Origin of the sequence: Pseudomonas sp. NFACC10-1 (genome assembly GCF_900119195.1) — a bacterium.
Taxonomy (GTDB): Bacteria; Pseudomonadota; Gammaproteobacteria; order Pseudomonadales; family Pseudomonadaceae; genus Aquipseudomonas; species Aquipseudomonas cerasi.
Map to the genome: position 1 here is coordinate 499,121 of NZ_FPJB01000002.1, position 11,726 is coordinate 510,846.

At 60.9% G+C, this 11,726-nt stretch carries 13 protein-coding genes; 4 read left to right on the forward strand and 9 right to left on the reverse strand.

Translation table 11 applies throughout. The annotated features are described in order from the left end of the window. Positions 1 to 27 precede the first annotated feature (27 nt). Positions 28 to 738, reverse strand: coding sequence for a Crp/Fnr family transcriptional regulator (locus tag BT119_RS06845; RefSeq protein ID WP_072365164.1), 711 nt, complete (start codon positions 736 to 738; stop codon positions 28 to 30). Positions 739 to 819: 81 nt separating this feature from the next. Here BT119_RS06845 and BT119_RS06850 point away from each other — a divergent pair, with 81 nt between their 5' ends. Then, positions 820 to 1,344 (forward strand): Mpo1 family 2-hydroxy fatty acid dioxygenase, encoded by a 525-nt coding sequence (locus tag BT119_RS06850; protein WP_003432196.1) that lies wholly within the window; start codon positions 820 to 822, stop codon positions 1,342 to 1,344. 54 nt (positions 1,345 to 1,398) lie between these two features. Here the strand turns inward: BT119_RS06850 and BT119_RS06855 are convergent, their stop codons facing one another. The 6 genes from BT119_RS06855 to dadA all read right to left on the reverse strand — a co-directional run bounded on the left by BT119_RS06855 (position 1,399) and on the right by dadA (position 7,428). Beyond that, positions 1,399 to 3,330, reverse strand: a complete 1,932-nt coding sequence (locus tag BT119_RS06855; protein WP_003432195.1) for an acetyl-CoA hydrolase/transferase C-terminal domain-containing protein — start codon at positions 3,328 to 3,330, stop codon at positions 1,399 to 1,401. A gap of 301 nt (positions 3,331 to 3,631) precedes the next feature. Further along, positions 3,632 to 3,955, reverse strand: a complete 324-nt coding sequence (locus BT119_RS06860) for a c-type cytochrome (protein WP_072365166.1) — start codon at positions 3,953 to 3,955, stop codon at positions 3,632 to 3,634. 24 nt (positions 3,956 to 3,979) lie between these two features. Next, positions 3,980 to 4,528: a cupin domain-containing protein gene (locus tag BT119_RS06865; RefSeq protein ID WP_003314015.1), complete on the reverse strand. Its 549-nt coding sequence runs from the start codon at positions 4,526 to 4,528 to the stop codon at positions 3,980 to 3,982. Positions 4,529 to 4,653: 125 nt separating this feature from the next. After that, positions 4,654 to 5,727 carry an alanine racemase gene (alr, locus tag BT119_RS06875; protein ID WP_072365171.1) on the reverse strand — a complete coding sequence of 358 codons (1,074 nt, stop codon included), beginning with the start codon at positions 5,725 to 5,727 and terminating at the stop codon, positions 4,654 to 4,656. Positions 5,728 to 5,801: 74 nt separating this feature from the next. After that, positions 5,802 to 6,155, reverse strand: coding sequence for a RidA family protein (locus BT119_RS06880; RefSeq protein ID WP_072365173.1), 354 nt, complete (start codon positions 6,153 to 6,155; stop codon positions 5,802 to 5,804). Further along, complete coding sequence (gene dadA, locus BT119_RS06885; RefSeq protein WP_072365176.1) at positions 6,127 to 7,428, reverse strand: D-amino acid dehydrogenase; 1,302 nt, start codon at positions 7,426 to 7,428, stop codon at positions 6,127 to 6,129. The genes BT119_RS06880 and dadA overlap by 29 nt, the downstream gene beginning before the upstream one ends. 157 nt (positions 7,429 to 7,585) lie before the next feature. Here dadA and dadR point away from each other — a divergent pair, with 157 nt between their 5' ends. Further along, positions 7,586 to 8,074, forward strand: a complete 489-nt coding sequence (gene dadR / locus BT119_RS06890; protein ID WP_003314011.1) for a transcriptional regulator DadR — start codon at positions 7,586 to 7,588, stop codon at positions 8,072 to 8,074. 7 nt (positions 8,075 to 8,081) lie between these two features. On the opposite strand, the gene BT119_RS06895 is transcribed toward dadR, so the two are convergent. Further along, a complete protein-coding gene (locus BT119_RS06895; protein ID WP_003314010.1) occupies positions 8,082 to 8,435 on the reverse strand; it encodes a YkgJ family cysteine cluster protein in 354 nt (117 codons plus the stop codon). Positions 8,436 to 8,540: 105 nt separating this feature from the next. Between BT119_RS06895 and BT119_RS06900 the strand changes: the two genes are divergently transcribed. Beyond that, on the forward strand, positions 8,541 to 9,854 hold the full coding sequence (locus BT119_RS06900; protein ID WP_024663330.1) for an NAD(P)/FAD-dependent oxidoreductase: 1,314 nt from the start codon (positions 8,541 to 8,543) through the stop codon (positions 9,852 to 9,854). A 2-nt stretch (positions 9,855 to 9,856) separates the two neighbouring features. On the opposite strand, the gene BT119_RS06905 is transcribed toward BT119_RS06900, so the two are convergent. Then, positions 9,857 to 10,108: a DUF1127 domain-containing protein gene (locus BT119_RS06905; protein WP_054081215.1), complete on the reverse strand. Its 252-nt coding sequence runs from the start codon at positions 10,106 to 10,108 to the stop codon at positions 9,857 to 9,859. Between the two features lie 175 nt (positions 10,109 to 10,283). Between BT119_RS06905 and BT119_RS06910 the strand changes: the two genes are divergently transcribed. Next, entirely contained in the window at positions 10,284 to 11,705 is a 1,422-nt protein-coding gene (locus tag BT119_RS06910) for an aminotransferase-like domain-containing protein (protein WP_003367460.1), read from the forward strand. The last annotated feature ends 21 nt before the right edge of the window (positions 11,706 to 11,726 follow it).

The window sequence follows — 11,726 nt, forward strand, 5'->3', positions numbered from 1 at the left end:
GTGTCCAGGCTCGATCATGACCGGTGCTCAGCACACAGCTCTGGCCCTGGAAAAGTTCGCGACCCGGCGCAGCTTGTCCACATCGAACACCTCCAGGTGCCACTCTCCCAAGCGCACGATCCTGCGCTCATGCAGGTCCTGGAGCACTTCCAGCAAGGCCGGCGAGGCAAGCGCGAGACGCTGCGCGGCCTGAATGTCGTCCAGCGCAATCAGGCGTCTTGCCTGGCTCAACGGGCCATACCCCTCGCTGAGCATCAACAGGCGCCAGGCAACCCGCGCCCGCGGCGGCAGGCGACGCATTTTCTCGGGGCTCTGCAGTGGCAAGCCGACCTTCTGGCTGAGCAGTGCGGCAAACCAGCGCCAGTACTCGGGGTGCCTGTCGAGCAGCCGGGCCAGGAATGGCTGCGGGATGTGCAGGAAGATGCTCTGTTCCAGCGAGCAGACTTCGAAACGGCGCGGCAGCCCGTCAAACAGCGAGACTTCGCCAAACCAGCACGGCGCGCTTGCAGGTTCCACGTGCCTCAGCAGCCGCTGCTCGTGGGTACCGCCGATCCGCACGCGGCCCTCCAGCAGCACATAAATACCGCAGGGCAGATCGCCCTTGTCGAACAGCCGCTGGCCGGGCGTCTTGCGGCGCTGGCGGGCAGCCTCCAGCAGGCTATCCTGCAGATCGGCAGGCAGATGGGAAAACCAGTAATCGGATAGCAATCGTGACCGCCACGACACTCCATTTGTCATTTTTGCTCCCTTCTCTTTCAGCCATGCATGTTGTACAAGAAATCAGGCTCACGCCGGCCATCGTCTCAGGCAGGAATAATAATGAAAAACCTTGTCGATCATCTCAGCCAATACGCGGCTTATCACCGTGATTCGCGCAATATCGTGACGCACTTCGTGGGTATCCCACTGATCGTGCTGGCCGTGGCGGTGCTTCTCTCACGACCGGGATGGAATATAAGCGGGCTGTGGCTTTCACCGGCGGCGCTTCTGGCCCTGGGCTCGACGGTCTTTTACCTGCGACTTGACCGCGCTCTGGGCATCGTCATGGCGATATTACTGGCGCTGTGCATCTGGGCCGGGGCCGACCTTGCGCAGCAGCCAACCATGGTCTGGCTGAGTGCGGGCGTCGGGCTCTTTGTGATTGGCTGGATCATCCAGTTCGTCGGCCATTACTACGAGGGGCGCAAACCGGCCTTCATCGATGACCTGACCGGGCTGATCATCGGCCCGCTGTTTGTGGTCGCGGAGCTGGCGTTCCTGATGGGCCAGCGCAAACCGCTGCAGCACGCCATCGAAGAGCGCGTCGGCCCGGTCGGGCGTGCGACCCGCAAGGCGACGACCTAGGCGCCAAGCGCCGGGCACCGATCGTCACCAGCAACAACGATCAGTGCCCGCCTCTTAGCCGGCAAGCCCGGTGCTGTTCTGCAACCCGGCCAGCAACAGCCGCTGATACAACTCTTCGCGCAAGCCCTGCGGTTGGTCGAGCTGCATGCGTTGCAAGTGCGCAAGGAAGGCTTCGGGGTCCGGAGCATCGAGGGTCGCCTTGCCCAGCTCGAGGATTTCAGTGAGCTTGAGCTTGCTCTTCAGCCAGTTCAGGGCTCTCAGCAGATCGCGCTCCTCGGCGGTAAAGTCGCACCCCAGCGGGTACTCGGTAAACAGCGACGGATAGCGTGATGCGGTGTCCTTGAGGCGCTCGGGGGTGTTGTCAGTGAAGCGCGGATCGAGACGGAAGTCCTTGGGTAGCTTGCCAGCCTTTTGCGCCTGTTCGATCAGGCCCGATTGAAACCGTGAGTCGGTGATGTTCAGAATCCGCTCGATCACCGTCGCATCGGTCTGCCCACGCAGATCGGCGATGCCGTATTCGGTCACGACAATGTCGCGCAAGTGTCGGGGAATGGTGGTGTGGCCGTACTGCCAAACGATGTTGGAGCTGACCTCGCCGCCCGACTCACGCCAGCTGCGCAGCATCAGAATCGAACGGGCGCCTTCCAGTGCATGGGCCTGCGCCACGAAGTTGTACTGACCGCCCACGCCACTGAGCACCCGGCCGTCTTCCAGCTGATCAGCCACTGCCGCACCCATCAGGGTGACGGTAAACGCGCTGTTGATGAAGCGCGCATCGCGGCGTTGCAGGCGCTTGAGTTCTTCCTGGCCGTAAAGCTCGTTGATGTAGCTGATGGCGGTCATGTTGAACTGCGCCAGCCGCTCGGCGGGCAGCTCGCGCAGCCGCGCGTAAAAACTGCGCGGGCCGAGGAAAAAGCCGCCATGCACGACTACGCCACCAGGATGGGCATCCTCATCCAGCGTGCCCATGTTGGCCAGCCGTTGCAGCTCTGCATCGGCATACACCTTGCGCCGCACGATGCCGGCATCGGCGAGTACCAGCAGGCCGTTGACGAACATTTCGCTGCAACCGTAAAGGCCGCTGGCGAACGGCTGAACGCCGCCCTCCCGATCTATCAGGGTCTGCCAGTTACTCATGTTCAACTCGGCCAGCAGGCCGCGCCAGGTTTCGTTATCGGCCTGACGGGCCAGCAGCGCGCCGGTCAGTGCATCGCCCATCGAGCCGATGCCGATCTGTAACGTGCCGCCGTCACGCACCAGCGTGCTGGCGTGCAGGCCGATCAGGTGGTCCTGATAGCCGACTGGCATATTGGGGGTGGAAAACAGCGTACTGCGCTCGTCTTCGTCGATCAGCACATCGAAGGCGTCGACATCCAGTTCCGAGTCGCCCGGCATGTACGGCAGGTCGGCGTGCACCTGGCCGAGCATCAGAATGGTCTCCCCGGCGGCCCGGCGCTTGGCGATCATGGGCAACAGGTCGAGGGTCACGTCCGGGTTGCAGCTCAGGCTCAACGTGCCTGGACGCTGCTCGTCACGGGCCACCAGTTGCGCGACCAGATTCAGGCCGTTGGCGTTGATGTCGCGGGCGGCGTGGCTGTAATTGCTGCTGACGTAGTCTTGCTGGGCTGACTGGCTGTTGAGCAAACTGCCTGGCTGCATGAAGAATTGCTGCACATGGATATTGGCAGGGAGTTTGTCGCGGCGCAGTGCAGCGAGGAAATCGAGCTCCGGATAGTCAGCGAAGACACGCTCCAGAAACGGTTCGAGAAACCGCGCCTGCAAACCCTCCCCCGGCGTCGGCCGCCCGAGTGTCAGCGCGGTGTAGATCGTCAGCCGTCGTTCGGGCAACTCGCTGATGCGCTGGTATAACGCGTTGACGAAGCGGTTGGGCTTTCCCAGCCCCAGCGGCATGCCGAGGTGGATATGCTCGGGTAGCTGCGCAAGAACGTGATCGACGGCATGCTCAATGGAACAGGAATACGGCATCCCAGCTCTCCTGAATTGTTATTGGGTGCAGGTTGGACCGACGACAACGTCAAAGTGCTGCATGCTCTGCCGCGCAGAGCATCATCGTTATACACAAGTCCTGGAACGCCCGGAACAAAAGGCTCCCAGGCTTCTGCCCGAAGGGCGCAGGAGCGAACTTGTTCGCGAAAGGGCGTGGACTATCGCCAAAAAAGCGTCGATCTAAACATCATCTTCGCCAGCGAGCGAAGCGTCGCCCGGCTCGCTCTCACAAAACGCATGTACAGCGCCAGGCGCTCCAGCGTATGAACGAGAGCTCACCTCACTTCAGCCCGGACATGCTCTGGATGGCACTCTTCAGTTCGTCGTTTGTGCAATCGCCGCAGCTGCCTTTCGCGGGCATGATGCCGAGGCCTTTGATGGTGCTGGCCAGCAGTCCATCAAGGCCGCCTTTTTGCTGGGCCCGCTGTTCCCAGGCCGCTGTGTCACCGATCTTCGGCGCGTTGAGCAGGCCGACGCTGTGACAGGCGACGCAATGGGCCGCGATGATGTCGTCAGGCGCTCGGGCGGTATCGGCGGCTTGCGCATTGAACGCCCACAACGCCAGAACGCCTGCGCTGCTCAGAATCTTCCGGGTCAGTTTCACGCATCACTCATCGCAAGGGGCGGGTCAGAAATTGGCCGGGGTGGCCGCACTGATCAATCGTGCCGGGACGTCGAACGGGTTACGAAAGCGATGCGGCCGGGTGCTTTCGAAATAGTAGCTGTCACCCGCTTCGAGCACATAGGTATCCAGCCCGACCACCAGTTCCAGCCGACCCTCGACGAGGATGCCGGTCTCTTCGCCTTCGTGAACGAGCATCTCTTCGCCGGTGTCGGCACCCGGTGGGTAGGTCTCGGTGAGAAAGGCGATGGCGCGGCCCTGATGCGATTTGCCGACCAGCTTCATGGTCACTGCACCGTCCGAGATATCAATCAGCTCGCTGGCCTTGTACACCACTTGAGCTGCGTTCTCGGGCACGGATTCTTCCGAGAAAAATTCGACCATGGACATGGGGATGCCGCCGAGCACCTTGCGCAGCGAACTGATCGAAGGGCTGACGCTGTTTTTTTCGATCATGGAGATGGTGCTGTTGGTCACACCTGCGCGCTTGGCGAGTTCACGCTGGGACAGGCCCTTGAGCTTGCGAATCGATTGCAGTCGTTCACCCACGTCCAATGCGATATTCCCCCAGGTTTTGTCAGGTCTAGTCGGTATGAACGCCATCATGGCAACAGCGTTCGATATTTACAACACTTCGACAGACACCTGACCCACTGCGGCCTGGGGCACAGAGAGATGAATCAGTCTTCGGAATAGATGCGCGGAACGCGACGCAGGTTGCAGAAGATTTCGTAGGGAATGGTTTCTGCACGCTGGGCCACTTCACTGGCGAGCACCTGCTTGCCCCACAGCTCGACACGGCTGCCGAGCCCGGCCTGCGGCACATCGGTGAGGTCGACGCAGAGCATGTCCATGGACACCCGTCCGAGCAGTCTGGACGGCTGGCCGTCGATCTGCACGGGCGTGCCGGTCGGCGCGTGACGCGGATAGCCGTCGGCGTAGCCCATCGCTACTACGCCGATACGCGAAGGCCGGTCACAGACAAACGTCGCGCCATAGCCCACGGGCTCACCAACGGGCAGTTCACGCACGCTGATGATCTTCGATTCCAGGGTCATCACCGGTTGCAGGCGATCCGCCAGCGGGTGCACCTGATCAAACGGCGTAGCACCGTAGAGCATGATGCCCGGACGCGACCAGTCGCTCGGGATCTGTGGCCAGCCCAGCACCGCCGGGGAGTTTTTCAGGCTGGTTTCCGCTGCCAGCCCCTTGCGAAAGGTCTCGAATACGGCGAGCTGCTCATCACTGCAGGCGCTGTTCAGCTCATCGGCGCGGGAGAAGTGGCTCATCAGCACGATTCTGGCCACTTTGCCGGTTGCCAGCAGACGCTGATAAGCCGCCTGGTACTCGTGAGGATGCAGGCCAACCCGGTGCATGCCGGTGTCGAGCTTGAGCCAGACGGTTATCGGCTTGCCCAGGCGCGCCTGCTCGATGGCTTCCAGTTGCCAGACCGCGTGCACAACAGTCCACAAGTCATGCTCGACAATCAGCGCCAGCTCGTCGGCCTCGAAAAAGCCTTCAAGCAGCAGGACCGGCGCACGAATGCCTGCCGCACGCAGCTCCAGAGCTTCTTCAATGCAAGCCACTGCAAAACCGTCGGCCTGTGATTCCAGTGCCTGCGCGACGCGCACCGCGCCGTGACCATAGGCATCGGCCTTGACGACGGCGAGCGCTTTGCCGCCGCTGTTTTCACGGGCCAATTGGTAGTTGTGACGCAGTGCCTGAAGATCGATAAAGGCGCGGGCTGGACGCATGATGACGTTACTTGCCTGAAAGGATGGAAAGGGAGAGGACGAACCCGACGCAGGGACGCGCCGGGCAAAAAGGCTCAAGGCAGCGCGGCGACCACCGACAGTTCAACAAGCATTTCGGGCTGGCACAGCTTGGCCTCGACCGTTGCGCGTGCAGGCGCGAACCCCTTGGGCAGCCATTTGTCCCAGACGCTGTTCATGCCGGCGAAGTGGGCATTGATGTCTTTCAGGTAAATGGTGACCGACAGGATACGCGTCTTGTCGATGCCGGCCAGGTCAAGCAGGCGCTCGATGCTGTTCAGTACCTCTCGGGTCTGCTGCTCGACATCCGCAGTCATGTCATTGCCGACCTGGCCCGACAGATAGACGGTGCCATTGTGGACAACGACCTGACTCATGCGCTCATTGGTGAGCTGGCGCTGGATTGACATGCTGTGCATTCTCCTGAGTGTTGCCGTAACGAGAGATATCAAGGCCTTCAGCACTGATACGGGGTGTCTTGCGGGCAATGAGGTCTGCCAGCAAGCGCCCGGAACCACACGCCATCGTCCAGCCCAGAGTGCCATGGCCGGTATTGAGGAACAGGTTACGGAACGGTGTTGCACCCACAATCGGTGTGCCGTCGGGCGTGGTAGGACGCAACCCGGTCCAGAAATCGGCCTGGGTCAGGTCGCCGCCCTGAGGATAGAGGTCACCGACGATCATCTCCAGTGTTTCGCGTCGACGCGGATTGAGCGACAGGTCAAAACCGGCTATTTCCGCCATGCCACCGACGCGGATCCGGTTGTCGAAACGGGTGATCGCGACTTTATAGGTTTCATCGAGAATGGTCGAAGTCGGTGCCATGTCCGGGTTGCTGATCGGCACGGTCAGCGAGTAGCCCTTCAGCGGATAGACCGGCGCCTTGATGCCCAGCGGTTTGAGCAACTGCGGCGAGTAACTGCCCAGCGCCAGCACGTAACGATCGGCGGTTTCGAGCTTGCCGTCGATCCACACGCCATTGATGCGGTCGCCAGCGTGATCAAGGCGTTCGATGTTTTGCCCGTAGCGGAACTCGACACCCAGCGCCACGGCCATTTCCGCCAGGCGCGTGGTGAACAACTGACAGTCACCCGTCTGGTCATTGGGCAGGCGCAATGCACCGCTGAGGATGCCGGTCACACCGGCCAGCGCAGGCTCGACACGGGCGATGCCTTCGCGATCCAGCAGTTCGTAAGGAACACCGGACTGCTCGAGCACAGCGATGTCCTTGGCGGCGTTGTCCAGCTGGGCCTGGGTCCGGAACAACTGCGTGGTGCCCAGGCTGCGCCCTTCGTAGGCGATGCCGGTCTCGAGGCGCAGTTCATCCAGGCAATCGCGACTGTATTCGGACAGGCGTACCATGCGTTCTTTATTGACGGCATAACGGCTGGCCGTGCAGTTGCGCAGCATTTGCGCCATCCACAGGTACTGATCGATATCCGCCGTCGCCTTGATCGCCAATGGCGCATGGCGCTGCAGCAGCCATTTGAGCGCTTTGAGCGGAACACCCGGCGCAGCCCATGGCGAGGCATAGCCCGGAGAAACCTGGCCGGCATTGGCAAAACTGGTTTCCATGGCGGCAGCAGGCTGACGGTCAACGACGGTCACCTGGAAACCGGCACGCGCCAGATAATAAGCACTGGTTGTACCGATAACGCCACTACCCAGGACCAGAACGCGCATGTCGATGACCTCATCGCGGATATCCGCTGATAATTCGAAGTTTTAAGCAAGGATGTGCGCAGTATATTGAGCAATGGGCAGTGCTTCTCACTGTATAAAGATCTATATTTAGTGTTTATTCGCGGCGATAAACGCTTTGCTAGAGGGGAAATGACCCGTGCGCACTCAACACCAGTCAAATCGTGAGCTGGACAAGATCGATCGCAATATTCTGCGCATCCTGCAGGCCGACGGGCGCATCTCGTTCACCGAGCTTGGCGAGCGGGTCGGCCTGTCAACTACGCCCTGTACAGAGCGGGTGCGCAGGCTGGAACGCGAGGGGATCATCATGGGCTACACCGCCCGGCTGAATCCGCAAAGCCTCAAGGCCAGCCTGCTGGTATTCGTCGAGATCAGCCTGGACTACAAGTCTGGCGACACCTTTGAAGAATTCCGCCGTGCCGTGCTGAAGCTTCCCCATGTGCTGGAGTGCCATCTGGTGTCCGGCGACTTCGACTACCTGGTCAAGGCGCGGATTTCCGAAATGGCGTCCTACCGCAAACTGCTGGGCGATATCCTGCTCAAACTGCCGCACGTGCGTGAGTCCAAGAGCTACATCGTCATGGAGGAAGTCAAAGAGAGCCTGAATCTGCCGATTCCCGACTGATTGCCTGCTATACGAGTACCTGGCGAGTCGAGGCCATGTACTCATGAATCTGCTTTTCGACCCGTGGATGGATCAACTCGACCGGCCGACGGCCATTCGGGCAGGGCAGGCTTGCGGTGGTGCCGAACAGGCGGCAGATCAGCGGGCGTTCGTCATACACGGTGCAGCCTTGCGGACCAAGGTGTACGCAATTGAGTTCGTCCAGCGCAGCGTCCTGTTCGGCGGCCGTCTTGCGCGGCAGACGCGACATTTCTTCGGGCGACGTGGTCACCGGCCCACAGCAGTCGTGGCAGCCGGGCACACACTCGAACGAAGGAATCTGGCGACGCAGATCCGCTATTTTCTGACGGTTGCAGCTCATTGACTCGACCACTCATACATAAGGCCGCAAGTTTGCCTCAGTTGGCAGGCTCATGACAGCGGCTTATCCTCCCGACACGCCATCCGCCACCAACAGGACACGCTCATGAACGCCCGCGTTCAGCACCCGACTCGTCACGATCAGCACGCTGCTTCCTACTACGCCGCCAGCAGTCATGCGCAAGCGGATCATCCTGCGCTGCAAGGTGAGGTGAAGGTGGATGTGTGCGTGGTAGGCGGTGGATTCTCCGGACTCAACACTGCCATCGAACTGGCCGAGCGCGGGTTCAGCGTGGCGCTGCTCGAAGCGCGCAAGATCGGTTGGGGGGCCAGCGGGCGCAATGGCGGTCAGTTGATTCGCGGGGTCGGTCATGGCGTCGAACAGTTCGCCAATGTCATCGGCAGCGAAGGCGTGCGGCAGCTCAAGCTGCTGGGCATCGAGGCCGTCGAGATCGTACGTCAGCGCATCGAACGGCATGCTATCGATTGCGACCTGAAATGGGGTTATTGCGATCTGGCCAACAAACCGCGCGACCTGCACAGCCTTGCCGAAGATGCAGAAGAGTTGCGCAGCCTGGGTTATCGCCATGCACTGCAGTTGCTGCAACCCGAAGAGATGCACAGCGTGGTGGGCTCCTCACGCTATGTCGGTGGCCTGATCGACATGGGCTCGGGGCATTTGCATCCGTTGAACCTTGCCTTGGGCGAAGCGGCTGTGGCGCAGTCGCTCGGCGTCCAGTTGTACGAACACTCAGCGGTGACGAACATCGATTATGGCCCGCAGGTCCGGGTGCATACAGCGGGCGGTTCGGTGCAGGCGCAGACCCTGGTGCTGGGTTGCAACGCCTACCTCAATGACTTGAATCCGGAAATCAGCGGCAAGGTGTTGCCTGCCGGCAGCTACATCATCGCCACCGAGCCATTGAGCGACGCGCAGGCCCGTGAAGTGTTGCCGCAGGACATGGCGGTCTGCGATCAGCGCGTGACAGTGGATTACTACAGGCTGTCTGCTGACCGCCGTTTGCTGTTCGGCGGCGCCTGCCATTACTCGGGGCGTGACCCTCAGGATATCGCCGCGTACATGCGACCGAAGATGCTCGATGTGTTTCCACAGCTGGCCTCAGTGAAGATCGATTACCAGTGGGGCGGAATGATCGGCATCGGCGCCAATCGCCTGCCGCAAATTGGCCGGCTCAAGCAGCACCCCAACGTATTTTATGCTCAGGCCTACTCGGGCCACGGTCTGAATGCCACGCATCTGGCAGGCCGACTGCTGGCCGAAGCCATCGCCGGGCAACACAGCGATGGCTTCGAGTTGTTCGCCAAAGTGCCGCACATGACCTTTCCCGGCGGCAAGCACTTGCGCTCGCCTCTGCTGGCATTGGGCATGCTCTGGCACCGCCTTAAAGAGCTGCGCTAGGCTCAGGGCCTCCAGAACGGCTTCATCGCCTCGACCCGCGCCTGGCGGAAATCCAGTCCGATGTCGCGCAACTGGTCGTCCGTCAGTGTCAGCAAGGTACGGCGTGACAACCAGCGATGGCGATACAGTGCCCAGCGCCCCATGCCTGCCAACAGATCGGCCTTGTTCGAGCGGACCGTTTTGACCGCCGCTGGCCGATACTCATTCAATTCATGGCTGTGAAGCGCAAGGCGCACATCGCTGAACCCGTTCATGTCCTGCTCCCTCATCCTGGGTGGGTGTGAGTTCATGATGCAGCGAACAGCAAAACCAATACAGATTCAAAAGTCCTTTATATTTTCCATACAGAAGATTCAAAAACGCCACTGAATGCTATATTTTCGGCCAATCTGTATTGCTTTAACGCGTTCGAATTTCTGAGAGTACGCCATGACGCTCTACGTCAACCTCGCCGAACTGCTCGGCTCGCGCATCGAAAACGGCTTCTATCGCCCCGGCGACCGCCTGCCCTCAGTGCGCGCGTTGAGCGTCGAACATGGCGTCAGCCTGAGTACCGTGCAGCAGGCGTACCGGGTGCTGGAAGACAATGGCCTGGCCGCGCCGAAACCCAAGTCCGGCTATTACGTCTCGGTCAGCCGAAAAGCCCCTGCGCTGCCAGCGGTCGGCAGGCCAGTGCAGCGGCCTGTGGATATCTCTCAATGGGATCAGGTACTGGACCTGATTCGCGTGGCACCTCTTGAAGCCGTCACGCAACTGGGGCGCGGCATGCCCGATGTCACCAGCCCGACCCTGAAACCGCTGATGCGCGCGCTGAGTCAGTTGAGTCGCCATCAGGACATGCCGGGCCTGTATTACGACAACATCTACGGCGTGCGCAGGCTGCGCGAGCAGATTGCCAGGCTGATGCTCGACTCGGGCTGCAACCTGACCGCCAATGACCTGATCGTCACCAATGGCTGTCATGAAGCGCTGTCAGCGAGTGTCCGGGCCATCTGCTCGCCGGGGGACATCGTGGCGGTGGACTCGCCAAGCTTCTTCGGCGCCATGCAAACGCTCAAGGGCGTGGGCATGAAAGCCATGGAAATCCCTACCGACCCGTTGACCGGCATCAGCCTCGAAGCACTGGAACTGGCGCTGGAACAATGGCCGATCAAGGTCATTCAGCTGACGCCCAACTGCAACAACCCGCTGGGTTATGTCATGCCTGAAGCACGCAAGCGGGCACTGCTGACCCTGGCGCAGCGCTTCGACGTGGCGATCATCGAAGATGATGTGTATGGAGACCTGGCCTACAACTACCCTCGCCCGCGCACCATCAAATCCTTCGACGAGGACGGTCGCGTGCTGTTGTGCAGTTCGTTTTCCAAGACCCTGGCGCCCGGGCTGCGAATCGGCTGGGTAGCGCCGGGCCGCTATCTGGAGCAGGTGCTGCACATGAAATACATCGGCACCGGCTCGACCGCCCCGCAGCCACAATTGGCCATCGCCGACTTCATCGAAGGCGGCCATTACGAGCCACATGTGCGGCGCATGCGTAGCCAATATCAGCGCAGTCGCGACCAGATGATCGACTGGGTGATGCGCTACTTCCCTGAAGGCACCCGCGCCAGCCGGCCACAAGGCGGCTTCATGCTGTGGGTGGAACTGGCCGAAGGCTTCGACACCCTGCGCCTGAACCGCGCCTTGCTGGGCAAGGGTGTGCAGATCGCTGTGGGCAGTATCTTTTCGGCATCGGGCAAGTACCGCAACTGCATGCGCATGAACTTCGCGACCAAACCCAACCGCGAAATCGAGAGCGCTGTGCGTATCGTGGGCGAGACAATTGCACTACTGAATGCGCAAACTGACTGATGCGGGCAAATCTTTCCCGGT